General features: G+C 44.5%; 22 protein-coding genes, 1 rRNA gene and 1 pseudogene. 14 read left to right on the top strand and 10 right to left on the bottom strand.

Annotated features, from left to right (window positions below):
- Both rrf and RIG27_RS32045 read left to right on the top strand, forming a co-directional pair.
- Positions 1 to 86 (top strand): 5S ribosomal RNA (rrf, locus tag RIG27_RS32050); the annotation flags it as partial.
- Between the two features lie 525 nt (positions 87 to 611).
- Positions 612 to 1,388 carry a class I SAM-dependent methyltransferase gene (locus RIG27_RS32045; protein ID WP_446347408.1) on the top strand — a complete coding sequence of 259 codons (777 nt, stop codon included), beginning with the start codon at positions 612 to 614 and terminating at the stop codon, positions 1,386 to 1,388.
- A 194-nt stretch (positions 1,389 to 1,582) separates the two neighbouring features.
- On the opposite strand, the gene RIG27_RS32040 is transcribed toward RIG27_RS32045, so the two are convergent.
- Positions 1,583 to 2,683 (bottom strand): DUF362 domain-containing protein, encoded by a 1,101-nt coding sequence (locus RIG27_RS32040; RefSeq protein ID WP_446351103.1) that lies wholly within the window; start codon positions 2,681 to 2,683, stop codon positions 1,583 to 1,585.
- Positions 2,684 to 2,800: 117 nt separating this feature from the next.
- Between RIG27_RS32040 and RIG27_RS32035 the strand changes: the two genes are divergently transcribed.
- Together RIG27_RS32035 and RIG27_RS32030 are read left to right on the top strand one after the other, a co-directional pair.
- Positions 2,801 to 3,877 carry a LamG domain-containing protein gene (locus RIG27_RS32035; protein WP_446351102.1) on the top strand — a complete coding sequence of 359 codons (1,077 nt, stop codon included), beginning with the start codon at positions 2,801 to 2,803 and terminating at the stop codon, positions 3,875 to 3,877.
- Between the two features lie 146 nt (positions 3,878 to 4,023).
- A complete protein-coding gene (locus RIG27_RS32030) occupies positions 4,024 to 5,223 on the top strand; it encodes a WD40 repeat domain-containing protein (RefSeq protein WP_446351101.1) in 1,200 nt (399 codons plus the stop codon).
- A gap of 212 nt (positions 5,224 to 5,435) precedes the next feature.
- Here RIG27_RS32030 and RIG27_RS32025 read toward each other — a convergent pair whose 3' ends face one another.
- Positions 5,436 to 5,810 carry a DUF1257 domain-containing protein gene (locus tag RIG27_RS32025; protein WP_446351100.1) on the bottom strand — a complete coding sequence of 125 codons (375 nt, stop codon included), beginning with the start codon at positions 5,808 to 5,810 and terminating at the stop codon, positions 5,436 to 5,438.
- A gap of 8 nt (positions 5,811 to 5,818) precedes the next feature.
- Between RIG27_RS32025 and RIG27_RS32020 the strand changes: the two genes are divergently transcribed.
- Together RIG27_RS32020 and RIG27_RS32015 are read left to right on the top strand one after the other, a co-directional pair.
- A complete protein-coding gene (locus tag RIG27_RS32020) occupies positions 5,819 to 5,986 on the top strand; it encodes a hypothetical protein (protein ID WP_446351099.1) in 168 nt (55 codons plus the stop codon).
- Between the two features lie 64 nt (positions 5,987 to 6,050).
- A complete protein-coding gene (locus RIG27_RS32015) occupies positions 6,051 to 6,317 on the top strand; it encodes a hypothetical protein (RefSeq protein WP_446351098.1) in 267 nt (88 codons plus the stop codon).
- Here the strand turns inward: RIG27_RS32015 and RIG27_RS32010 are convergent.
- Both RIG27_RS32010 and RIG27_RS32005 read right to left on the bottom strand, forming a co-directional pair.
- Complete coding sequence (locus RIG27_RS32010) at positions 6,303 to 6,941, bottom strand: response regulator (RefSeq protein ID WP_446351097.1); 639 nt, start codon at positions 6,939 to 6,941, stop codon at positions 6,303 to 6,305. The genes RIG27_RS32015 and RIG27_RS32010 overlap by 15 nt on opposite strands.
- A 187-nt stretch (positions 6,942 to 7,128) precedes the next feature.
- A complete protein-coding gene (locus tag RIG27_RS32005) occupies positions 7,129 to 8,310 on the bottom strand; it encodes a sensor histidine kinase (RefSeq protein WP_446351096.1) in 1,182 nt (393 codons plus the stop codon).
- On the opposite strand from RIG27_RS32005, the gene RIG27_RS32000 reads away from it, so the two are divergent.
- The 6 genes and pseudogenes from RIG27_RS32000 (at position 8,299) to RIG27_RS31975 (ending at position 14,050) form a co-directional block, all read left to right on the top strand.
- Positions 8,299 to 8,436, top strand: coding sequence for a hypothetical protein (locus RIG27_RS32000; protein ID WP_446351095.1), 138 nt, complete (start codon positions 8,299 to 8,301; stop codon positions 8,434 to 8,436). The genes RIG27_RS32005 and RIG27_RS32000 overlap by 12 nt on opposite strands.
- 231 nt (positions 8,437 to 8,667) lie before the next feature.
- Positions 8,668 to 9,081, top strand: coding sequence for a Spy/CpxP family protein refolding chaperone (locus tag RIG27_RS31995; RefSeq protein WP_446351094.1), 414 nt, complete (start codon positions 8,668 to 8,670; stop codon positions 9,079 to 9,081).
- Positions 9,082 to 9,208: 127 nt separating this feature from the next.
- A pseudogene (locus RIG27_RS31990) lies at positions 9,209 to 9,565 on the top strand (phytochelatin synthase family protein); the annotation flags it as partial.
- 242 nt (positions 9,566 to 9,807) lie between these two features.
- Entirely contained in the window at positions 9,808 to 10,767 is a 960-nt protein-coding gene (gene thrB / locus RIG27_RS31985; protein ID WP_446351093.1) for a homoserine kinase, read from the top strand.
- Between the two features lie 502 nt (positions 10,768 to 11,269).
- Positions 11,270 to 11,794, top strand: coding sequence for a pentapeptide repeat-containing protein (locus tag RIG27_RS31980; protein ID WP_446349558.1), 525 nt, complete (start codon positions 11,270 to 11,272; stop codon positions 11,792 to 11,794).
- 405 nt (positions 11,795 to 12,199) lie between these two features.
- Entirely contained in the window at positions 12,200 to 14,050 is a 1,851-nt protein-coding gene (locus tag RIG27_RS31975; RefSeq protein WP_446351092.1) for a CHASE3 domain-containing protein, read from the top strand.
- Between the two features lie 219 nt (positions 14,051 to 14,269).
- On the opposite strand, the gene RIG27_RS31970 is transcribed toward RIG27_RS31975, so the two are convergent.
- Positions 14,270 to 15,136: an Npun_R2479 family HD domain-containing metalloprotein gene (locus RIG27_RS31970; protein WP_446349562.1), complete on the bottom strand. Its 867-nt coding sequence runs from the start codon at positions 15,134 to 15,136 to the stop codon at positions 14,270 to 14,272.
- Between the two features lie 446 nt (positions 15,137 to 15,582).
- On the opposite strand from RIG27_RS31970, the gene RIG27_RS31965 reads away from it, so the two are divergent.
- Entirely contained in the window at positions 15,583 to 16,083 is a 501-nt protein-coding gene (locus RIG27_RS31965; RefSeq protein WP_446351091.1) for a DUF29 domain-containing protein, read from the top strand.
- Positions 16,084 to 16,284: 201 nt separating this feature from the next.
- On the opposite strand, the gene RIG27_RS31960 is transcribed toward RIG27_RS31965, so the two are convergent.
- The 4 genes from RIG27_RS31960 to modD form a co-directional block, all read right to left on the bottom strand.
- Positions 16,285 to 16,503: a Nif11-like leader peptide family natural product precursor gene (locus tag RIG27_RS31960; protein ID WP_446349566.1), complete on the bottom strand. Its 219-nt coding sequence runs from the start codon at positions 16,501 to 16,503 to the stop codon at positions 16,285 to 16,287.
- A gap of 485 nt (positions 16,504 to 16,988) precedes the next feature.
- Positions 16,989 to 19,001, bottom strand: a complete 2,013-nt coding sequence (gene modB, locus RIG27_RS31955) for a molybdate ABC transporter permease subunit (protein WP_446351090.1) — start codon at positions 18,999 to 19,001, stop codon at positions 16,989 to 16,991.
- 335 nt (positions 19,002 to 19,336) lie between these two features.
- Positions 19,337 to 20,146, bottom strand: a complete 810-nt coding sequence (gene modA, locus RIG27_RS31950; protein WP_446351089.1) for a molybdate ABC transporter substrate-binding protein — start codon at positions 20,144 to 20,146, stop codon at positions 19,337 to 19,339.
- A gap of 124 nt (positions 20,147 to 20,270) precedes the next feature.
- Positions 20,271 to 21,119, bottom strand: coding sequence for a ModD protein (modD, locus tag RIG27_RS31945; protein ID WP_446351088.1), 849 nt, complete (start codon positions 21,117 to 21,119; stop codon positions 20,271 to 20,273).
- A gap of 179 nt (positions 21,120 to 21,298) precedes the next feature.
- Here modD and RIG27_RS31940 point away from each other — a divergent pair, with 179 nt between their 5' ends.
- The gene (locus RIG27_RS31940; protein WP_446349576.1) at positions 21,299 to 21,508 is read left to right on the top strand and encodes a TOBE domain-containing protein; all 210 of its coding nucleotides are present in this window, start codon (positions 21,299 to 21,301) and stop codon (positions 21,506 to 21,508) included.
- Between the two features lie 600 nt (positions 21,509 to 22,108).
- Here the strand turns inward: RIG27_RS31940 and nifB are convergent.
- Complete coding sequence (nifB, locus tag RIG27_RS31935) at positions 22,109 to 23,392, bottom strand: nitrogenase cofactor biosynthesis protein NifB (RefSeq protein WP_446351087.1); 1,284 nt, start codon at positions 23,390 to 23,392, stop codon at positions 22,109 to 22,111.
- Between the last annotated feature and the right edge of the window lie 78 nt (positions 23,393 to 23,470).

The following is a 23,470-nucleotide window of genomic DNA, read 5'->3' as shown; positions in this document are numbered from 1 at the left end:
AACCCATCCCGAACTCGGCTGTGAAACGTTGCTGCGGCGAAGATACTTTGGGGGTAGCCCCCTGGGAAAATAGCTCGATGCCAGACTTTTTATTTTATTTATATATAAAACCCTCTTTTCTTCACCGAAAGAGGGTTTTATTTGTTCTATTTAGCTTTTTTCGCCGGAACCCACTTAGTCTTTTAGTCTTGGGCAACAGTATCCTATTATTCAACATTCAACACTATCTTTTTTTGCTTCTTTTCTGTTCTTTAGTAAGTACGTCATCATTTCACCCTTACCTTTAACCTGAATCGTACCTCGCTCTTCAAACCTTGAATCGGGTGGGTATAAATGAGATGGTTACGACAAGATGATAGATCAGCCTTCATCTCAACCGTTTTGAACTTTACATCCTGATTTAGGTATGCCACATTAATCTGAAAATTGCCTGAGAAGGGAGGTAGAATTCGATAAATAATGATTATAGTATCTATGCCTACCTGATTGCCAATTTTTGTAAGACATTATGAATCTATAAAAACAGCAGTTAATGCTTTAAAGCGCAACGCGATCGCTAAAACCAAATATCTTCGGTAAAATCTCAATGGTAGTCGTTATCCTCAACGCTTGTGAGTTCTCATCCCACCAATCCAATCCAGACTCCTCCAGACTCAGCCATCCCCAACTCCATATTCCCTGGAGAAGTCTTTGCCAAGACGGCTGAGTTTGATCTGTGTATCCGGCAACTCTTGCCACACTATGATGAAATGCTAGCGAGCATCGCACGCTGTATCCCGTCTCAGGCGAAACGTATACTGGATTTGGGGTGTGGGACTGGCGAATTGAGTTTCAAGGTATTCCAGCACTGTCGAGATGTCCAAGTCGTCGGCGTGGATTATTCTCCCCGGATGATCAAGTTTGCTAAAGCCAAGCTAGAGACAGCCGGATATCGTCAACAGTGGACAGGTATCGAAGGAGATTTTGGTGATTGGGCAAATCATCAGTTATCGGTTGGACAGGGTTTTGATGCTTGTATTTCCTCACTAGCTATTCATCATTTAACGGATGAAATGAAGGTCAAACTGTTTACTAAAATTCGGGAAAGCCTTAAGCCTGGCGGTGTGTTTTGGAATGCTGATCCGGTTGTTCCTGAATCACCAATTTTGTCAGAAACCTATAAGCGTATTCGCGACGAATGGTGTGTACAACAGGGAACCACGTTAGCCGAAGTCAGGACGAAAACAGGCAAAAGTATTCCCTATGGATATTCTCAACCGGATCAATTAGCCACATTAGCAGCCCATTTAGACATGTTGAAAGCGGCTGGGTTTGAATCTGTAGCCGTACCTTGGAAATATTACGGGTTAGCTGTATTTGGTGGAGAAAAGACAGAAGGCAAAGGGTAGGGGAGCATCCCAATTTTGCGCGTTAGCTCTTTTTAGAGGGTTGAAACTATTGAAATATCGTTGCTTTTGGGAATGGTGTTTCCAAAATGGGATGCTCCCAAGGGTAGCAGGGGAGATGCGGGAGATGAGGGAGAGAAGAATTTTCTTAGCGGAACAATGAACAATGAACAATGAACCATCAACAAATGACAAATCTAAATAGTCAATAATTTACGGATTTGATCTGCCATAGTTTGGCTAGCGCTATCCGCCGTTACCAGTTCAATTTGTTCAGCACTGCTAGCACCCAATCCGAGTTCTACCGCTCTTTTAATTTGCTCTAACTCCCAAATTGAACCACTAGAAACCGCGTCAGTGGTGCCAAGCGATCGCAAGATGGCAATGGCAACAGCATCAACCGCCACGCGATCGGTTCCCGCCAGCATTACCCCGGCTTTTACCTTCTTCCCAGAGGCGGGTCCGCCATTGACAAAAGCCTCTACCCCATCTAATAGAATCAGCGCTGGTTTGTAGGCTTGGTTAATTTCAGCAATCATGACTCGTTGGTGAGGGGAGGAATGTAAATCCTGCATATAATTAAACGAATCCCCAGGCACATATTTGGCAACCATCCCCACGGAATTCTTCAGCGACAGGGTAAAATGACCGCCAAAACGATGGGTTTTTAAGCAACAGGTATTGATAATTGCCCCTGCATCTAAAATCGGACTGGCAAAGGCAAAGCCTTTTTGCCAGTGGGTTCCTTCGGCGGAAATGTACTGCCATTGATCAGCATCCATCTCATCAAAGACAATCGTCTCTAAGCCATAGCGATCTGCCAATTGAAACACCTGTTTTTGTTCCATGGCTTGACGAGTATTTGCCATCCCAGAGCGATCGCCAATGGTAATTCCTTTTGTACCAGCCTTCTGTAAGTCTTGCACCAGCGCCTCTAGGAGTTGCGTATCCGTGGCGGCTGGGGCGGGATCTCCGGTGTTATAGTTGGGCTTGAGAAATACAGTGCGATCAGAGATACCCTCTGGTTGTAGCAAGTCAAGTGCTTTCTGAGTTCCAGCTACTCGGTTATCGGTACGCACGAGAACAACTTTACTGACATTAACATTACCCGATGTAGACTGGGCGATGGGGGTGGATGTAGTGGTGGGAACTGTCCCATCAACGGCTGCATCAGGTGCTGGCGAGGTGGAATTCACGGTTCTGCAAGCCGCAGGTAGAATCGATGTTCCTGCAGCCAGTGCTGCTAAACGCAGAACGCGGCGTCTTTTGTACTTGCGAGTCGAGTTATCGGGTTGCATGGTGGCTTGAGTTCAAAAACAGCAGCTCTGAATTAAAAGAGTGGCTCAGAGCATTAAATCGCGATCAGATTTGGCTTGATGGCATTATAAATTAAAGAGGATAGGGAAATAGGGGCGATGGCAAAGTATTCTCACCGACCAAAAAAGGATGACGCGGTTCTCAGGGGTAAAAATCCACCCCCAACTAAAGGCGTAGTCTTAGGTGGTATGGCTGGGGTGAGGATGCGTTTAACCTCTCTTGTCGTGGAACAACGTTTAGCCGCTATTAGCGAAGCCATCGCTTATGGGGATGCGGGGTTAAATTTAGTGCAGGAAGCTTTTGTGCAAGATGAATCCCCACGGGTACGACAAGCAGCACTCTTAATCCTGTGGAATAAGCAACAACCGTGGGTTCAACAAGCCATTCAACATTATGTTCCGGCTAATCGGGTTGCCTGGTGGCGGTTAAATGAAACCGAAGGAGACATCGCGGCGGATAGTTTGGGGGGAAATGATGGCACAATTAAGGGGGCAACACCAGTGACGATGGTTCCCGGTCGAATGCCGGGATTAGGCGGTGCGGGACACCCCGATGAAGTGAATTCGGAGTCTTATCGCTTTGTCGAATATGTTCTACCTCAAGGATTAGGGAGTGCGTTGCAATTTGATCGGGATGACTATGTGGAAATTCCCCATGGATCAGCCTTGAATTTTGGGGTGGGGGATTTCTCCATTGGTGTGGGAATTAAAAGTCGTAGTCGCGGACTTGAGGTAATTTTGGATAAGCGTGTGGAAACTTCTGGTTCGGTGCAAGGATATTGTTTATATCTGCATAAAGGTCGGTTGGGTTTACAATTAGCGGATGGAATCGAGTTAGCTTGGACGAATTATGATAGTCAGTGCTTAATTGCCGATGATCGCTGGCATTATCTGGTGGTTACCGTTGACCGAGATGCGACTGATGGAGGACGATGGTATGTTGATGGGATTGAGCTGGGGAATCGGTTTAACCCGACGAGACGACAGGGTTCGCTGAATAATTTTAAACCTCTGCGATTGGGACGACGTTCTGATCATCCGAGTTCACCGGGATTCTTTCAGGGTAGGATGAGTGATGTGCAACTGTTTAATCGATCGCTAACCGCACCTGAGATTCTAGCGGTTTATCACAAGGTTGGGGTGAAAGGGACGCGATCGGGATTTATTCATAAGTAGTTAGTAGTTTGTGATATCTAATCTGATGTTTTTTTTACGCAGAGGAACGCAGAGGTTTTCGCAGAGGGACGCAGAGAAATTGGTAGTATTTGGGGGGAGGTTTTATAGAATTGGAAAAATAAACGGAAATGATATTATAAATGATTATGGTGGAGCCTTTTAATCAACCCAGAGACAATGACGCTGTTCTTGGTTCGTCTTATGCTGCCCCTCTGGGTGCGGTTATTTTAGGCGGGATTGCAGGGGTTAAGCGGCGTCTGGCAGGTGACGATGAGATGGTGAGAATTGCTGCACTTAAAGATGCGCTGAAGTATGGAGAATCTGGTTTAGGGTTAATTATCCCCGCCTTACAAGATGAGTCAGAACAAGTGCAGCGAATTGCCTATTTACTGTTGCGCGATCGCACTGAACGAGAGGCGAAGCGGGCGTTAAATGCGTATCTCCCTTATCATCTGTTTGAGGATATCACAACGCATAAGGCGGGTCAATCCATTGCCATTAGTCCCGATGGGACAAGGATTACCTATTTACGCGGGAAAACTATTCGAGTTTACCATATCGAGACGCAAGAAATCCTCTACAAGATTCCAAAATATCCCAAAGCCAAAGAATTTTTGGCGTTGACTGATGATGTGAAAATAGTGGTGCGAGTCAGTAATGGTGCAAGTCATGTCATCGAGATTTGGGATCAGGGAGAACTTCGCCACAGTCTCTATGGACATCAAGATGTGATTCGGGCGATCGCGATTTGTCCTGATGGTCGAATTATCGCCAGTGGCAGTCAGGATACCACGATTAAACTTTGGCATCTAGAAACGGGTAAACTGATTTGTACGTTCAGTAATCAATTAACTCTAGGGGCGCATACGGATGAGATTTGGAGTCTTGCCTTTAGTGCGGATGGTAATACGTTAGTCAGTAGTAGTCGGGATGGCAAGATTAAGCTGTGGGATTGGCGGACAAGAGATCGACCTCGGACATTGAAAAGTTACGCTAACCAAGTGGCAATGAATCCTGATGGGTTGACGTTAGCGAGTACCAATTGGCAAGGACAAATCCAACTCTGGAATCTGGCGACTCACCAGGTTGAACATACGTTGGAGGGATATTATTATGCGGTGAATAGTCTTTTGTTTAGTCGATATGGGCGAATTTTAATCAGTGGTGGGAATGATGGGGACATTAAGTTTTGGGATGTGGCGACGGGAAAGCAAATTCAAACATTGACGGGACATAAAGAGGCTGTAACCTGTCTGACGTTTTGTCGGGATGGGCAATACTTAGTTAGTGGAAGTTTGGATAAGACGATTAAGATATGGGGGTGTATAAATAATGAAATAATTTAGATGAATAACATAAGAAAAATATACAGCTTATGATATCTTGCGACCTTACTCCTTCCCTTCTGCCTTGTCTTAAGACTAAAGTCCTTACTACGAACTTCCATTTAGGCGTGTAATGTAAAATCCGTTACTGATGGCGGGTTTTGTTGATCCATTCTCGCAGATAAACTGAGTGAATAAACCCGCCTTGACTAGAAGAATAAATGCTCGATTTTTTATTGCCAGCGTCCGACAACTACTCGCACTGTACCATCTTCTAACACGTCTTCTTCTTCGACATTAAACCCTTGCTCTTGCACGGAATGCATTAGCATTTTATGAGCATACTTTTGATTAACGGAATTGACGAATTCTGTTTGGTTAATTCTCGCCCCCCAAAAATCTGCCACGAGTTCAAACGTCTCCCCATTTTGGCGAAAGCCTAAATCATAACCATTAGACTGGCGAATCACGTATTCGGCTTCGGTGGTATTCCCGTGATAGCCACGTACCGAGGTATTGCATTCGACTTGATACCCCAACTCCTGCAATGTTTGATGCAGAATTTCGCCGTTTTTGATCTGAATGTTGATGGTGGTGAAGTGAGACATAGTTTTAGATGATGGTTAAAATTGGTGTCCTAACCGCCGTGACGGGTGATAGATATGGGTTTATGGCGAAGACAGCGCAACTACGAACCCAGACTAAGGAGTGTGTCATTCAAGTTAAGGCAATGAATAATCGGGTAAATTTCTCTCTAGGGAAGGATGTGGGAGTGAGACTCTAGCCAGACGCGATCGCAAGTCTATTCTGTTTAGTGTAAAGCATAACCGCATCTAGGAGGGTTCTCAATGGGACTTCGGAAATTAATGGGTTTGGGGTTAGTGATGCTACTTTTGCCAGCTTGTAGTATTTTCTATGAAGACGAAGCAGCTATAACGCCAGAGGAGACAGTAGATGAGACAGCCATAGACAACGCTTCCACCTTAGGCAAGGAGGAGTTGGAGAAGGATTATGATTTAACCTGGGATTTAGATGTTGAACAAACCATAGAAGCGGAATACAAAAATAAACCGATAATTTTGGCTGAGTCTGTGGAACTCCTAGCCGTGGATTGAATGGGAGTTTGCCCAGATTGCGGCTTGGGTGCGATCGCGTAGGTTCAATCGGCTTAAGATATTGGTAATATGATTCTTCACTGTCTTCTGGGAAATATACAGAGTTTGGGCAATTTCCCGGTTATTCGCACCCGTGGCGATTAAGCGGAGGATTTCCTGTTCTCTGGGGGTGAGTTCATCCCAAGCGGTGGAGGAATTGGAGACAGAAGCAGGGATTTGCGTCATAATCTTTTGACCAATTCCTGGTCCGAGTTGAGTATACCCCTTATGCACCGCCCGAATTGCTTGGGCTAATTCATCGGGGGGTGTATCTTTAAGTAAATAGCCAGAGGCGCCATAATGCAGGGCTTGGGTGACGTACTCATCATCATCGAATGTGGTTAAAACCAAGATTTTGATGGGGGGAAACCGTTGACAAATTTCCTTGGTAGCGGCGACACCATCCATAATCGGCATACGTACATCCATGAGGATAATATCAGGGTGTAAGGTTTCCAATTGTGCAATTGCCGTTTCTCCATTATCCGCTTCTCCGATAACCTCGAAATCATCTTCAAATTGTAATAAGGCTTTTAACCCGCGTCGGACTAGATTTTGGTCATCAACTAATAGGATTTTAATCATAAAAGGGCGGGTTTTGTACAAAGTTTAACATCAATAGCCAAGCAGAAATTCCCTAAACCCGCCCCTACACACTCAACCCTAAATCAGGGCGGGTTTTGTACAAAGTTTACCATCAATAGCCAAGCAGAAAGTTCCTAAACCCGCCCCTACACACTCAACTACTTATGACGAATGACAAATGACATAATTACCACTCAACCCTAACTTGACACCCTTGTCCGGGTGCTGTGTTAATTGTAAAACGACCCCCTAACGCTTGAGTACGTTCCCGCATCCCTTGTAGTCCAAAACCTGTGGTATTCTGCGTCACATCGAATCCTCTGCCATTATCCTGAATCATCAGATGGAACCGGGAATCTGTCCAAATCTGGATACTCACCTCCGTGGCTTTGGCGTGTTTATAGATATTCGTCAGGGATTCTTGGATAATCCGATAACTCGCCATTTTCACATCGGGCGTCACCGGATGGGACAAATTGATCTGACAATCAGGTAAGATACCAGTAGACTTGTGGAACTCTTGGATTAAAGACGCGATCGCATTCTCTAGAGATTGCCCTTGTAACGGGTTAGAACGCAGGGTGGCTACGGATTGACGCACGTCTTGCAGTGCAGTAGCCGCAACTTGTTTGACTTCGAGTAAAAAATCTTTGGCTTCGGCGGGATTTGATTCCATCAGTCGCAACGCGGCTTCTAAGTGTAGATTAAACGTAATCAGGGAATGTCCCAAGGAATCATGGATTTCCCTCGCAATACGATTCCGTTCTTGCAGCGTCGCCATATCCTCAATCCGGATAGCATAGCGCCGCAGTTGAGCATTTGCCTGTGCCAATTCGTCCCGACTGCGCCGTTCAGCTAATACAGCATCAACTAATAACTGGAGGAAGACCAAGACTAAGCCAAAGACTACTATAGAACTTAACAGGATAAATAGCCAGCGTTCTGGCATTGCCAAAACTGGCGGGCGAAAGGGAGGGCGAGGGTGAAGGCCGCGAGACTGAAATCGGTCAACTTCTCGCATTAGAAATAAGACAAAGGCGAATCCGGTAATAATTAAGCGGCTTTGCCGTTCAAAGATAAAACAGTTTCGGATAACTAAAATAATTAAAATCAAGGGTAACATACGAAGTTTACCCACCAAGGAGACAAGGAGAATTACGCCAATTTCCACGCCGGTATAAATCACCTTGACCGATTTCTGAGTCGGTAATCTCAACCCCATGATGCCAAAGACAGCTAAACCCAACAGATTCAGGAGAGGGAAGCGAGGGAGGTGGGGAAAGGGAAACCGCAGGAATTCAATGATAGCGATGATTCCCAAGAGAATCCATTCTAGATATAAAAGGAAAGGAATTGGATGTTTGGTCATTTATCATTGGTCATTGGTCATTTATCATTGGTCATTTGTCATTGGTCATTGGTCATTGGTCATTGGTCATTGGTCATTGGTCATTGGTCATTGGTCATTTGTCATTTGTCAGGGAATAGGGAATAGGGAATAGGGAACAGGGAACAGGGAACAGGGTAAGGTAGAGTTTTGAGTTAACTCACAACTTCCCCATCTCCCCCATCTCCCTCATCTCCCTCATCTCCCCCACCTTCCCCACACCTAAAACACTAGGACTAAAGTCCTACCTCAAATCAGGACGTTTGCCTCAGGTGGTTCACCCCTTACAGTTTCTAGGATAAAGACATCAAACACCAAATCGTTGGCAACTGTAACATCATGAACATCAAACTCTTACCTCTATTCGCCACCATCGCCGCAATTACCCTCGCGGCTGCACCTATGGCAGCATTGTCCCAACCCCGATTCGCAGAAGAACTCAACCTAACAACCGACCAACAAACGCAGTTAGAACGCATCCGGGATAATAAACACTCGCAAATCGAACAAATTCTTACCCCCGAACAACGGGAACAATTCCAAGAATTGCAGGGACAACGCCAGCGACACCGGGAAGGGATGCGGGCGCTAAATCTGACCGAAGCACAACAGAATCAGATGCGGGAAATCCACCAATCCGCACGAGAACAGATGCAGAATGTCCTAACTGAGGAACAACAAGAACAGATGCGTCAGATGCGGGGAAATCGTCGGGGTCAAAGAGGAATGGGACGCCCCAATCAAGCCCAATAGATAAAAAGTAACCCGAAAACCCCGTAGGGGCGCACGTCAGTGCGCCCTTTCTCAACATGACTCTCAACCAGATACCCGACTTCTTCAAGAAGTTGGGTATCTAATTAACATCCCCGCCATTAAAATCATGACCTTAAACGAATTAGGTCAACTCTTAGAAACCTATCCCCTCAACGCCGAGGTTTACCACGCCAGTGAAGTAACTCTAGACAAATTCCGTCAGATGGTGATAGAGAATTTAGAAGATCCCAATAACTTCGTCTTAGTCAACTACTTACGAAAAACCATGGGTCAGGAACGGGGCGGACATATTTCCCCGATCGCGGCTTATAATCAACAGAGCGATCGCTTTCTAATTTTAGATGTATCCCGCTACAAGTATCCGCCCATTTGGGTCAAAGCGGAAGAACTCTGGCAAGCCATGGCAACGGTGGATTCTACTTCGGAAAAAACCAGGGGTTTTGTTCTGATTAATCGTCGTTAATTAGGGGAAAGCTGAATCAGCGTATAGTTGGTAAAAGTTATCGGTGGGTAGGGCGGGTTTTGTTGTTCCGTTAGTTCTGAGGATCTGAATTTAGTCCCTAAACCCGCCCCTACAATTGTGACTAAACCCGCCCCTACAACCATTGACAGACGGACAGACGGACAGACGTAGCATGAGGAGTCTCTACATTGATACAGGGAATCTGGTAAGATTTCCCCTTGGCATCTTTTAATCCCGCACGAATGTCTATCCATTCTCCCGTCACCGTTACCGTTCCTGCTACAACCGCCAACTTAGGTCCCGGATTTGATTGCATTGGCGCCGCCTTAACTCTGTACAACAAGTTCACGTTTACTCGTCTGAGTTCGGATACTCCCTGGGAAACGGAACGGGCGGTGAGAATTCGGGTGTCAGGTGTCGAGGCAAACCAGGTAAAAACTGATGAAACGAATCTGGCTTACCAAGCCTTTCTGAAACTATACAACCAGATTGGTCATACACCTCCCCCCGTCCAACTCAAAATTGATTTAGATGTCCCCCTCGCCAGAGGGTTAGGAAGTTCCGCTACGGCGATTGTCGGCGGATTGGTTGGCGCTAACCAACTCGCTGGGGAACCCCTGAGTCAAACCGAAATCATGGAATTAGCGATCGCGCTGGAAGGACATCCGGATAATGTTGTCCCCGCTTTGTTGGGCGGCTGTCGTCTGGCGGCGCGGGGGGATACGGTTCTCAAGAAATGGGAGATTTGTGATATTCCCTGGCATGATCAAATTATCCCTGTCGTCGCCATTCCCAATTTTGAACTCTCCACCCAAGAAGCGCGACAGGTACTCCCCACCCAAGTGAGTCGGGCGGATGCTATTTTTAATATTGCCCATTTCGGCTTATTGATCCGCGCCTTGGCAACGGGACGAGGTGATTGGTTACAAACTGCCCTCCAGGATAAGTTACATCAACCCTATCGACAGGCTTTGATTCCGGGGTATGAAGCGGTACAAACCGCCGCCTTAAAAGCGGGGGCTTATGGAGTGACGATTAGTGGTGCTGGTCCGACTTTGTTGGCGCTTGTCGAGCCGATGCAAGCTGAAGCCGTAGTCACCGCTATGGCATCCGCTTGGCAAAAGGTGGGAATTTCTGCAATAGCGCGATCGCACTCGATTGACACCCAGGGGACCCAAAGCGCGATCGCACCCGCCATTTAACCCGCCTTTAAGGAGACAGGGGGTGTAGAGACGTAACCGACTAAGTCTCGACACTCCTTAAAACCAGGCTCACTCAATGATCCCGCCGGGTCGAAATCATGTCCGATTAGCGAAGCGAAGGATCAACACTCAACACTCAGGGCGGGTTTTGAACAAACGTTATCGTCAATAGCGAAACGCGATTCCCTAAACCCGCCCCTACACACTCAAAACTTCCCCAATTCATAGCTATGCCATAGAAAATCCTCTATGTTTTGACCAAGCACTTCTTATCCGATAATCTGAATAAGGTCTTAAACTTTTGTTACATTGTTCAATGAAACCCCTATTTGTTTCATCACCCGTTTCTGGCATGAACTCAATGTTAGTCACTTGATTCAATAGCAATCTCAGCAATTTTTATGACTCCAAATCGACCCGATTATCACCATTCTGAATGATTCAGATAATTTTGACAAAACGATACTGCGATTCACGTTGAAACTTGGAGGAGTCATACAAAGTGGCAAATGCGAACGATATAGTTGTCCTAAAACAAGGTGTTGAAAATTGGAATCGATGGCGACTGCAAAATATTAACTTAAATTCAAACCAGAGTAAAGCCAATGTAGTCAAACTGAACTTTAGTAAAGTTGATCTGAGTGGATTGAATCTCAGTGAGTATAATTTGCAAAACTTCAACCTCAGTCGAGCCAATCTCAGTCGGGCGAATCTCAGTCGAGCCAACCTCAGTCGGGCGAATCTCTGTGAAGCAATTTGCCATACAACCAACCTCAGTCAAGCCATTTTAATCGATACCAACCTCATGGCTGTTTTCTTAAGAAATGCTGACCTCAGAGGCGCAAACTTGAAAGGAGCGGATTTAACCGATGCGAATCTCAGTGGTGCTGATTTGACAGGCGCTAATCTCAGTGAAACAAATCTGAAAGGAGCAAACCTGAGAAATACCAATCTGAATCAGGCGAACCTCAATGGTGCGAATCTGAGTGGGGCAATTTTGAAGGGCGCGATTATTTGTCAAGTCTAGGGGGGACTGAATGTTGTTGAACTTCCAGATTCCCATTCCCTGACAGAAGGACAAAGCCAAGAAGATAAATTTTTTTAACCAGCATTTGCCAAAACCGAAACTGTATCGGTAAAATGCTGGTTATATTCTTATCCTCTGAAAGCGAGACGTATTCCTCTGAACAAAGAATAAACAGCCCAGTTTTGGCATGATTTCTATCTAAAAAAATAATTTATGCCTAGTTTGGTTTGTCACAAAAAATATCATTATTTTTTAAAGTTGCGGAAAAAGATAAATTATACCTGAATAGGTGTTTTACCGTTTAACCCGAATCAGAGTTTTATCAGTTAAACTCTACCCTTTATGATAAAATTATCGATACAACGAAAAATCGTCGTAGGATTTGGACTAACCTCTAGCCTGATCGTGATCGTTAGTTTAAGTGGATATTATAGCGCATTTCGCCTGAGAGAGACAAATCACAAAGAACTCCATACCAAAAAAGTATTAACGAAACTTGAAGAAGTCTTAGCTGAAATTACGGATGCCGAAACGGGACAACGGGGTTATCTTCTCACGGGTGAACAGCGCTATCTGGAACCCTATCAAAAAGCCATTGATAAAGTCGAAGATGATATCAAGCAGCTACAAGACTTGACAGTAGACAACCCTTACCATCAACAAAAGTTAGAGCTAGTCGTCCCTTTAATTAATACCAAGTTTGCCGAACTTGAGCAAACAATTAACTTAAGAAACGAGCAAGGATTGGACGCGGCTTTAGCGATTGTCAACACAAACGAAGGCAAACTGATCATGGATCATATCCGCGATATCTTTCATCAGATGAAGGCGGAGGAAGAGCGGCTATTGTATGCGAGATCGCAGCACACTCAAGGCACAGTCCATACGACAATATGGATTTTCTCCATTGGACTCATTTTTGACTTAGGTATTCTTGTTTTTGTCTATTATCACATTTATCGCGAAATTAATCAACGGCTGGAGGCTCAAGATCAATTACGAGATAGTGAAAGTCGGCTCACTCAATTCTTAGAAGCGATACCTGTCGGCGTTTTTGTCGTTGATCAAAACGGTATACCCTACTATGCCAATCAGACGGCAAAGAAACTTTTTGGGCAAGGTCTAATTCCCACCAATCCTGCCAATCAGCTACCCGAAATTTATCCAATTTATTCTCCTAAATCTGAGAAAATCTATCCCGCCAATCTTGAGCCAATTATCCAAGCACTTAACGGTAAAAATTCCATCTATGAAGGGATAGAAATTCACCAGCCCGACAAAATAGTGCCGATTGAGGTTTTAGGAACCCCCATCTTTGATGACAAGGGAAATGTTAGCTACGCCATTGTCGTGCTGAACGATATCACCGAACGCAAACGGGGGGAAGCCGAACGACTCAAGTTTACAGGTCATCTGAATAAACTCAATCATGCTTTTTCTCGCTTTGTGCCGGGTCAATTTCTCCAGTTACTCAATAAGGAGACTATTATTGATGTTAAGTTAGGCGACCAAGTTGAGAAAGAAATGTCCGTGTTATTTTCGGATATTCGCGACTTCACTGCTCTTTCGGAAGGGATGACCCCTGAAGAGAATTTTAAATTCATCAATTCCTATCTATCCCGAATGGAACCCACTATTATTAAAAATCAAGGATTTATTGATAAATATATTGGGGATGCGATTATGGCACTCTTTAGTGGCGGTGCGGATGATGCGGTTAAAGCTGGAATTGCCATGTTGCATCAGTTAACTGAATATAATCAACATCGAGCTAACTGTAATTATCGAGCCATTCAACTAGGTATGGGCATTAATACAGGAACATTAATGTTAGGGACTGTGGGCGGATATAACCGGATGGACACCACTGTGATTAGTGATGCGGTGAATTTAGCGGCTCGTTTGGAAGGCTTAACCAAAAATTATGGCGTATCATTATTAATTTCTCACCACACGTTCAAACAATTACAAAATCCCTACGACTATGCTATCCGCATGATTGATCACGTCAAAGTCAAAGGCAAATCTGAACTGGTGACTGTCTATGAAATCTTTGATGCTGACTTACCGGAAGTCCGAGAGGGTAAACTGGCAAATCAAGACCGATTTGCCTTAGCGTTGTCTCTGTATAATCAACAGGCTTATGCAGAAGCGCTACAACTGTTTGAAGCCTGTTTGTGCCAAAACCCAGCGGATCAGGTGGCGCAAATTTATCAGCAACGCTGTCATCTGAATCCTAATATCAATTCTGTGTAAACCCCAACACCTGCCCGGAGTTTAAACTCCGGGCTAATCGCTTAAGTCTATTTAAATGGACTAAAACTCTTATATCGTCGTCTAAAGATGACTTGATACCAAGTTACAGTCAAAGAGGTAATCGGTCACGCATTTAAATTGGGAATGGGTAGCGAGCTTGCTGGCTCGCCTGACAAGGATTTTGCAGGTGTTGACATTAAGCTTTAAATGCCGAATAGTTTAAACAAACATGGCAACCTTCTTTGGGCTTACCCTATTTTCCTGTTCAACCTGTAAGACATTACCATACAGATTGGCAATAATCTGTTGACCAATTCTGGTTACCTCTAAATAACGCAAAGCAGGTTGGATATATTGTAACACAATTGTCCAGAAAAAATTGGGGTAGTTTTGCCGCAGTTCACCCGGATTGTGATAGCCTAAAATCTTATTTGCGCCACTTTCTTCAAACTCACCAAACAATGCGGGAATCTTTTGTAAGTAACGTGGATCACTAAGCTGACCAATCAAATCAGCCGCACGAGTCAAACCCGGATAATTAATCGTATCTTGATGGGCGTGATCAGCAGGTACTGGGAAACGGGTTAACTCAATATTGCGTTTTACGATGGCACAATCAATGAAGGGATGAGCGCCAAAATACTCGTCCACAAACCGCTTTCCTCGGTCAACATGATAGGATGTCAAACTCGCATCGGTTGCCCCCTGGGGCAAGGATATCATCATATCATCAAGACCAATCACGTACAATCGTTGATCCGGTTGGTCATTTCGGCAAATCCCCTTAATATAGCCGATGTCATGGCATAACCAAGACACAATTGACGTGAGCCAATCTTGACGGGAAACGTTTCCGTCTAGGATATGTTTTCCTCGAAGGATTTCTTGTCCGACTAAGCTTACCAAAATGGTATGTTCAACATTGTGGTATAGAGCATCACTCTGGGTAATCTGTTCTAGAGCCACTTGAGCCACTCCAGCGATAACCTCAGCATAATCGGGTTGAGAATTTCCGTAAGTCTGGCGGTAGCCGACTTGTAGGCGTTCGACACAATCGCGAACTAGCACCCCTGTTAAATTAAACATTGTTCTTCCCCTGTCATACTATCTAAATTTACAACCGAGTCGGGTATTTCAGCCCGGTTGGGCGGATTTACCCTGGTAGATTCACAGATCAATCGGTGGGGAACACCTATTTATTAGTTTCGTTGATCATCTGGGTTATGTAAACCATAAAACCTCACAAAAATAAAAGAATAGTTTGGGAGAGCTAACAATCCAAAACATTTTTATTGGTTAATTAAATAAAATGAAAACTTCATAAAACCTCATAACTATTTCTTTGTATGTTCGTCGTCAATTTTATCGAAGTATTATGAGAAACCGGGTTTCTCGTGAGGATGACAACGAAATATCAAGCTTTCACCCTGCATAACCCGGTTTCTTGACCGATGTCCTAGCTAATAAGCGATCGCGCCTACATAGAACAGTTTTACTATTATATAGAGAGACGTTGAGGTGGGAAAATCGTGATGCCAGTGCCAGAAACGAATCAACAGACAGCAATACCTACACCCAACCTCTACGAAACCGATTTTTATGCTTGGACGCAGGAACAAGCATCGTTACTCCGCCAACAGCAGTGGAGTCAGCTTGATTTGGGCAATCTGATTGAGGAGATTGAATCCTTGGGGAAACAGCAACGCCAGGAATTGCGAAATCGGTTGACGGTACTGATTGGACATTTGTTGAAATGGGAGTACCAACCGCAACGCCGGAGTCGGAGTTGGCTGGCGACGATTCGCGTACAGCGCCGTGATACGTCACAGTTGCTCAAAGACAACCCAAGCCTAAAGCCTTACCTTGAGGATGCACTGGTTTTAGCTTACGAGAACGGTAGAGATCTGGCAATGGGAGAAACTGACTTGCCAGAGCCAACCTTTCCCCAGACTTGTCCCTACAGTTTGGCGGAAATTTTAGAGGATAGCTTTTATCCGGGTGAACCGAGTGAGTTGGTCGAGGAATTGGAGTAGAGGTTGGCTTTCCCACATCAAGCTGACTTCAGTAGATTTGTGATCACCCTAACCCTTTAACTTAAGGGGAATGTCACTGACTTAAGACTGGTGGGCTGTTCCCTGTTCCCTGTTCCCTATTCTCTGACGAATGACGAATGACGAATGACGAATGACAAATGACAAATGACAAATGACGAATGACAAATGACAAATGACAACCTACCACCAAATCAAGCGTCGGGGTGGAAAGCCTGACTCCTCCCACGAGTCTCCAGCTTCGTTCAAAACAGCCTCCAGTTCAACCACGGTAAACTCGTAACCATCAGTAGCCGCCATTTCTACAAACTCTTCCTTGGTTTTGAGTGCGTCGTACTTAGCTCGCAATTTTTTATCTTTTCCGCCTGCTTCGAGTAAATTGATCACATTGTCTTGAGACATCTTTGCTGACCTCCATTAGAAACCTGGGTAATACCAATTCTGGATAAAGTTGCACTTGCTCTAGCCTAACGCTTACGCCACCTACCCTGACTAAAGAAAGGTTTGCCGGGGTAAATATTCAGTGCAATGTTCCAAGTAAATGGCATGAGATAGCTCATCTCATGGGTAGTATCTCAGCCTATCCTGTAGTTTTTTGTATTTGAGATATCTTTTTGGGATGATTTTTTCCTGAGAACTGTTGCAATTTATTACTATAAAATTAAAAAATTTTACAATTAATGAACTAGAGACGCACTAATGCAAACAGGCTGCTCAAAAATTAACCTCACGACTCCTCAGGCTAAATCACTTCAAAGTCAGATTCATCCAGGGACGTTCTGTAATTTTAACCCTATTTTAACCTTTTCTTATACATAAGAATACCTGGGGTGACAAGTATGGAGATCCCAGTTTTTGTCAAGGTTTCCGGACATAATAGTTAGCTATTATTCCATCAAGATTAGTCGCAGCGCATCTAAACAAACATACCAGGGAAAGGGGCGGTCTTTGAGGTTAGCCCATTTTTCCTTGTAGACCTCAACTTGCAGGTGGTAGTGTTGGGAATGATCAGGAGGATGATGTAGTTTGATATATAACGTTGTTCGGTGTTGCGTCTCACTGGTCGTAACTAGCCAACAGGGAAAGGTATTCTCTCCATCGGGATGGTTAGGAAAGGTGAAGTGGTGGGCGCGAATTCCCACATAAGTTAATCCGTCAGGAATTGGTTCAACCACCTGAAGCGTACAGCCCCAGTCTAGCGCCTCAATTTTTTGGTATTCAATCATCTGGGCGGCGGAAAAGTTTTTACATTCAGTAACCTGTGCAACTTCAAAGCTAGGAGGACGCTCAAAAATATTTTCTTTGGTATCATTAGCAATCACGTTTCCCTGGGAAAGAATCAACAAATTCTGGCAAATTCGATAAGCTTCTTCTAGCTTATGAGTAACGAATAGTGTCACGCCTTCATAAGTGGAAAGCGTTTCACTCAGCAGCCTTTCAATCCGGCTGCGTAAATACGTATCCAGAGCGGAAAGCGGTTCATCTAAGAGTAAGGCTTCTGGCTGAATTGCCAAAGCCCTAGCTAAAGCAACTCGCTGCTGCTGTCCGCCAGAAATTTGCTCAGGGTAACGGTTTTCTAAGCCTTGCAACTGCATCATATCCATATATTTGGCAACGCGCTGTCTGCGTTCAAGTTTGGGCAAATCTTGCAGACCAAAGGTGATATTTTGGGCAATAGTTAAATGGGGAAACAGGGCATAATTTTGAAACACAAAACCAATTCTACGTTGGCGGCTAGGAAGATTAATTCCGCGTTGCGAATCAAATAAAACTCGCCCATTGAGAACAATTCGCCCCTGGTTGGGTGAGTCTAACCCCGCAATGCACCGCAGTGTCATACTTTTACCCGAACCGGACGTGCCTAAGAGTCCTAATGGTTGTCCATTGGCTTCTAATTTTGCGTCTAAGGTAAACCCAGGTAACTGTTTTTTCAGGTTAACAAAAAGTCCTTTATTGCCATATCTAACTCCCCTGTAGTTCCAAGACTGTTTAGTTAACCTCTCCCCCAACCCCTCTCCTACAAGGAGAGGGGAGTCCGACGCCCCCATTCCCTTGCAGGGAAGGGGGGCTGGGGGGGTTAGGTTTGGTTTATTGGAAAAGCATTGCCTGTAGTCCCTCCTTGCTAAGGGAGAATGGCGATAGCCGGGAGGGTTTTTCGTGGCATGATTAAAGAATGGTATTACATTTACAAAATCCGTTGCAACTGATAACCAATGCGCGATCGCGTGCCACTTGGCGGAGTGCTGTGTTCCTGACCAGTAGTTGATTGCGGCAATTACTCCGAGTGCGATCGCGACCATCAGCAGCACCCAATTCAACGCCTCGTCCATCTTACCTGCTTCTGCCGCAAAAAAGATCGCGATCGGCATGGTTTGAGTTTTACCCGGAATACTACCCGCTAACATTAATGTGGCACCAAATTCTCCTAAAGCCCTGGCAAAGGCTAAAATTGTTCCTGAAACCACGCCAGGTAATGCCAAAGGTAACAGAATCTGCCCAAAAATTCGCCATTCTGATGCCCCTAATGTCCGAGCGCAATGAATCAAATCTTTGTCAATTTGTTCAAAGGCACTCAGTACCGTTTTATACATCAAAGGAAACGCCACAACTGTAGCCGCGATTACTGTAGCTGACCAAGAAAATATGACCGTAATTCCCATTTGTTTTAATAGTTGTCCCACAGGACTATTTCTGCCCAAAAGTAGCAGTAGCAGAAAACCGATAACCGTCGGTGGTAGTACCAACGGCAGGGTAAACAACCCATCAATTAATCCTTTGGCTTTACCACGATAGCCATACATCCATAGGGCGGCAGTAATTCCCACTAATAAAGCGAAGATTGTAGCGACAAATGCGGTTTTTAGAGAAATCCACAGCGGAGATAAATCTGAATAGGGCATTCCACCAGTCCAGTAATCGAGTTATTTGAAAACCTTTAGAGATAGTTTGATGGGTAGTATCTCAGCCTTTCCTCGCATTTTCTGTAGTTTAACTATCTTTTTTATAAATTAAGTTTGTCGTCAGGGAAACTTAGCCTATACACTTGCCTCAATTAAATGGTGAAATGGCAGGATTGTTTTTTTAACGCAGAGGTGAGCGCAGAGGTACGCAGAGGGAGTTGGCGGTTGGGGAAGGATATTTAGAATAGTAGGGGCACTATCTTTGCGCCCAAGGTATAGCCGGTAGCCGGTAGGGTGTGTTAGCGAAGCGTAACGCACCATTGCTCTAATGCAAATTATAGAGTGCCATTAACGCTAAAGCCATAGTTATCAAATACAGTTTTAGCGGTTTCAGTTGAGAGAAACTGCACAAACTTTTTGGCTGAATCCGGATGTTTACTCTCTTTTAAAACCGCAACTGGATAAATAATGGGTGAGTGAGACGTTTCGGGTGCTGTGGCGACAATCTTGATATTATCTGATACGTTGGCATCCGTGGCATAAACTAAACCTGCCTGAACATTTCCGGTTTCTACATAAGAGAGGACTTGGCGCACATCTTTGGCGAAAACCAGTTTAGATTGGATGGGTTTATATAAATTCAGTGAAGTTAGGACTTCTTTCCCATATTGTCCGGCGGGTACACTTTCCGGGGCACCAATGGCAATTTTGCTCACTTTATCAGTCGTCAATCCTTCAAAGTTAGATATATCGGTTTTATCCTTTGGTGTGACTAGAACTATTGAGTTTTTCAATAAGTCTTTGCGTGTATCAGTTAGTAGTAAGTCTTTCTCTTGCAAAGCGTTCATCTGTTTTGGCGCGGCGGACAGAAAGACATCCACAGGCGCTCCTTGTTCGATTTGCTGTTGCAGAGAACCCGATGAGCCAAAGTTATAGGTAATGATAACGTTAGCTTGTTCTTGAGTATATAATGGCGCGATCGCTTTCATGGCATCCTGTAGACTAGCTGCCGCTGATACCGTAATTTCTACCGATTCTGGTGACGTGGCGGAAGGGTTCGGAGGTGTCCCTTGAGAACAACCCACAACGATTAAAAAAGCCGCCACCATCCATACCATTAAGGATATAACACGTCGTTGATTCATTTTAGTTTTGACTTATTCTGACTGTTAAATTGGATGATTATGCAACTTTGGTTCAACTATCCACGGATTAAAATAGACCAAAATTATACATTATAAATGTTACAATCCTTGATAGTCTGCTTGCTTAGACTAGCGGCTCAATTTCCACCTGGATATCAGTAGGCTTGGCGTAATAGGGAGCGGTTAACACTAACCCATCTACGCCAGTTGCCGCATAATTGGCAATATTAGCGTCATTAATCCCGCCAGCCGCCAGGGTAATCAGGGTTGGATTCATGGACTTAATCTGGGGAATTGTTTCCGCTAATGTCTCGGCGTTCACTTTATCAAATTGAATCCCATCGATTCCTGAAGTGGCTAACTTAAAGGCGGTAGCCATATCTTTGACTTCAACAATGACTTTCTTTTCTTTAACCTGGCGCTTGATTACGGGTAGTTGCTGAATAAGGGAGTCAATTCCGCCCAGAAAGTTGAGATGCTGTTGGAAGATTAAAACGGTTTCTGAGACTCCCAGTCGATGAGGATATGCCCCACCCGCTAAGATGGCTTTCACGGCGATGGGTTTGGTTGCTGGGATCACTTTGCGAGTGGTATAAAGCATTACCTTTTGATTCGCCGTTTGTGCTATATGGACTAGATTGTAGGTTTTGGTGGCGACTCCACAGGCATATTCCAGTAAATTCTGGGCAGGTTTCCAAGCCAGATGCAAGGCGGCGGCGTTTCCGGTAGCACTGAGAAAGGTGACGCCAGCGTCCAAGATTTGACCCGTTGCCAAGATTGCTGTCACCTCTGCCCCAGTTTGGCGTAAGATACTGGCGGCTTCCTCGGTACAGGCTAGAACGGTTTGGGCGCGAGTGGTAAAGCGGATTGTCCCCGTGCGATCGCCAATCCCTAACACCTGGGTGGTTAAATCAAAATAGGGAACGTCTTCTTGGATTAACTGTTCGATAAACTGCTGTGAGATAAAAACCATTACGTATGCCGCATTTTTGCATTCGGTCTTCTGACTAGGCTATATCATTTCTGCGAGGGTAAAAGTGAGTAAAATAATACATTTTGCTGGTTGACTAAAATTGTTCAGCAAAATCAGAAAATTCACTAATTTTTGGTATTATTAGCTGGTGAACCAATGACTAAAGCAGGGATTGAACTATGGAAATTAGCGCTCGCAATACCTTTAAAGGAACAGTAAAAAAGGTTGTACCTGGCTCTGTGAACAGTGAGGTGACAATAGAAGTTGCTCCTGGGATAGAAATGACGGCAATTATCACCAAGTCTTCGGCAGAACGACTCGGTCTTGCCGAGGGTAAGGAAGCGTATGCTGTTGTTAAAGCGACAGATGTCATGGTGGCAACAGATTAAAGGGTGCGTGCTTGAACATTGGGTTGTCCCAAATCCTCAGTTTTCACCAGTCAACAGCAGCCCGGAATCGTAGGGGCGCACAGACGTGCGCCCTGACTTAATTAGGATAGGACTAAATATTTAGCTGGTATTACAAGCTACAAATAATTGATTAATTGCTGTTTTTAAGTTTTATTTAAGGTTAAAAATATAATTAATTGTAGGGTGGGTTAGGCGGTAACTCAATAAAGATAAATAGCCATTTAATGAAATATCCGCCGTAACCCACCAATAATCAGAAAAATGGTTAGGCGGTAACTCAATAAAGATAAATAACCATTTAATGAAATATCCGCCGTAACCCACCAATAATCAGAAAAATGGTTAGGCGGTAACTCAATAAACAGAAATAACCATTTAATGAAATATCCGCCGTAACTCACCAATAATCAGAAAAATGGTTAGGCGGTAACTCAATAAAGAGAAATAACCATTTAATGAAATATCCGCCGTAACCCACCAATAATCAGAAAAATGGTGCGTTACGCTTCGCTAACGCACCCTACAGGTTATGGGTCAAGAATTCGAGTTGATGGCGAAGACAGTACAACTACGAACGATTTAACCACAACCTAAGCCACTCCCGGTACATTCTCCAACTTTACCAGCCGCAACTTGCCGTTTACCTTTCAGCTTTGACAAATCGCTACCCTCATAAACCGCTTGCAATCCCGTCTCAATAAAGCCGCTCATTTCCACCGGAAGCACACCACACTTGGTCAAAATTTCTTTCGGGTTATCGCCAATACTACTGGCTAAAATTGCTCGACAATCTTTCAGCATAGTTGCAACTTTTTGCCACCGTTCAAAACCACTTCCACGGTCAGGGGCAAGGCGTTCTTCCACTAAGGTAAAGCCTTGATCCGTTTTCTGCCAAATCTGAAACTGATCCGCTTGACCTAAATGCTGATTTACCAGAATTCCTTCAACGGTTGCTACAGCAACATAGGGACGTTCTTTTTCTTCAATGGGAATAACTTTCTTGGAACAAGCAATTAAACAACCGTGGAATTCTTCTGACTGATCTGCCCCTAAAAGTCCCACAGCATCCGCCCGACAGCGCGTGCAATGGCGCATTTGCGGTAAATATTCCTCGCATTCTTTGCGGATTTTCGCCATCATAATTGCATCGGGTTCAGTTAATCCCTCAAATGGCGTTTCTGCGGTGGGATACATCGCCATGGCATTAAATAAATCTGCCCCCAATTCTGCCATGGCTTTGGCGACTTCAACTACATGATGGTCATTAATTCCGGGCATCACAATGCAGTTAATTTTAACCGTAATTCCTGCGGCTTTCAGTCCTTTTACGGCTACTAATTGGCGTTCTAAGAGTAACTTTGCGCCTTTTAAGCCCTGATAAACTGACTTTTCATGGCGTACCCAACGGTAAACTTTGCGAGTAATATCAGGGTCGATCGCGTTGATGGTAACGGTAACGTGACTGACGCCAATTTCGGCAATTTCGTCGATATACTCTGATTTGAGATTCAAGCCATTAGTCGCCAAGCAGAGAATTAAGTCGGGAAACTTTTCCCGCAGTAGGCGCATTGTACCTAAGGTTTCCTCTGGATTGGCAAAGGGATCACCGGGACCCGCAATTCCAGCCACACTGATTCTCGGTTCTTTTTCTAATACCTTTTCCATGTAAACAGCGGCTTGGGCGGGAGAAAGAATAGTGCTGGTGACACCAGGTCTACTTTCGTTGACGCAATCATATTTGCGATTGCAATAATTACATTGAATATTGCACTTGGGTGCTACCGGTAAATGGACTCGTCCGAATTGTCCTTTTACCTTGACATTAAAACAAGGGTGATTTTCTAAGTTAACTGTAGCTGTCATGGTTTTCTCTCCTGAAGTGATGAGTTGAATTTAGTGAAAGACTCTCGAAACTAAGTCAGTAACAAAGGGTTAAAGCGT

The sequence above is a fragment of the Coleofasciculus sp. F4-SAH-05 genome (genome assembly GCF_040222985.1).
GTDB classification, from domain to species: Bacteria; Cyanobacteriota; Cyanobacteriia; order Cyanobacteriales; family Coleofasciculaceae; genus Coleofasciculus; species Coleofasciculus chthonoplastes.
The sequence above is the reverse complement of the archived record's forward strand: the minus strand, read 5'-3'. Positions and strand labels throughout refer to the sequence as shown.

What these genes read in the sequence shown, in the direction of transcription:
- nifB (WP_446351087.1), bottom strand. Translation starts at nt 23,392, where the DNA reads ATGACAGCTACAGTTAACTTAGAAAATCACCCTTGTTTTAATGTCAAG.
- modD (WP_446351088.1), bottom strand. Translation starts at nt 21,119, where the DNA reads ATGGTTTTTATCTCACAGCAGTTTATCGAACAGTTAATCCAAGAAGAC.
- RIG27_RS32025 (WP_446351100.1), bottom strand. Translation starts at nt 5,810, where the DNA reads ATGTCTCACTTCACCACCATCAACATTCAGATCAAAAACGGCGAAATT.
- RIG27_RS31995 (WP_446351094.1), top strand. Translation starts at nt 8,668, where the DNA reads ATGAACATCAAACTCTTACCTCTATTCGCCACCATCGCCGCAATTACC.
- RIG27_RS32035 (WP_446351102.1), top strand. Translation starts at nt 2,801, where the DNA reads ATGGCAAAGTATTCTCACCGACCAAAAAAGGATGACGCGGTTCTCAGG.
- RIG27_RS32005 (WP_446351096.1), bottom strand. Translation starts at nt 8,310, where the DNA reads ATGACCAAACATCCAATTCCTTTCCTTTTATATCTAGAATGGATTCTC.
- modA (WP_446351089.1), bottom strand. Translation starts at nt 20,146, where the DNA reads ATGAATCAACGACGTGTTATATCCTTAATGGTATGGATGGTGGCGGCT.
- modB (WP_446351090.1), bottom strand. Translation starts at nt 19,001, where the DNA reads ATGCCCTATTCAGATTTATCTCCGCTGTGGATTTCTCTAAAAACCGCA.
- RIG27_RS31940 (WP_446349576.1), top strand. Translation starts at nt 21,299, where the DNA reads ATGGAAATTAGCGCTCGCAATACCTTTAAAGGAACAGTAAAAAAGGTT.
- RIG27_RS32030 (WP_446351101.1), top strand. Translation starts at nt 4,024, where the DNA reads ATGGTGGAGCCTTTTAATCAACCCAGAGACAATGACGCTGTTCTTGGT.
- RIG27_RS31970 (WP_446349562.1), bottom strand. Translation starts at nt 15,136, where the DNA reads ATGTTTAATTTAACAGGGGTGCTAGTTCGCGATTGTGTCGAACGCCTA.
- RIG27_RS32010 (WP_446351097.1), bottom strand. Translation starts at nt 6,941, where the DNA reads ATGATTAAAATCCTATTAGTTGATGACCAAAATCTAGTCCGACGCGGG.
- thrB (WP_446351093.1), top strand. Translation starts at nt 9,808, where the DNA reads ATGTCTATCCATTCTCCCGTCACCGTTACCGTTCCTGCTACAACCGCC.
- RIG27_RS32040 (WP_446351103.1), bottom strand. Translation starts at nt 2,683, where the DNA reads ATGCAACCCGATAACTCGACTCGCAAGTACAAAAGACGCCGCGTTCTG.
- RIG27_RS31960 (WP_446349566.1), bottom strand. Translation starts at nt 16,503, where the DNA reads ATGTCTCAAGACAATGTGATCAATTTACTCGAAGCAGGCGGAAAAGAT.
- RIG27_RS32020 (WP_446351099.1), top strand. Translation starts at nt 5,819, where the DNA reads ATGATGGTTAAAATTGGTGTCCTAACCGCCGTGACGGGTGATAGATAT.
- RIG27_RS31965 (WP_446351091.1), top strand. Translation starts at nt 15,583, where the DNA reads ATGCCAGTGCCAGAAACGAATCAACAGACAGCAATACCTACACCCAAC.
- RIG27_RS32015 (WP_446351098.1), top strand. Translation starts at nt 6,051, where the DNA reads ATGGGACTTCGGAAATTAATGGGTTTGGGGTTAGTGATGCTACTTTTG.
- RIG27_RS32000 (WP_446351095.1), top strand. Translation starts at nt 8,299, where the DNA reads ATGTTTGGTCATTTATCATTGGTCATTGGTCATTTATCATTGGTCATT.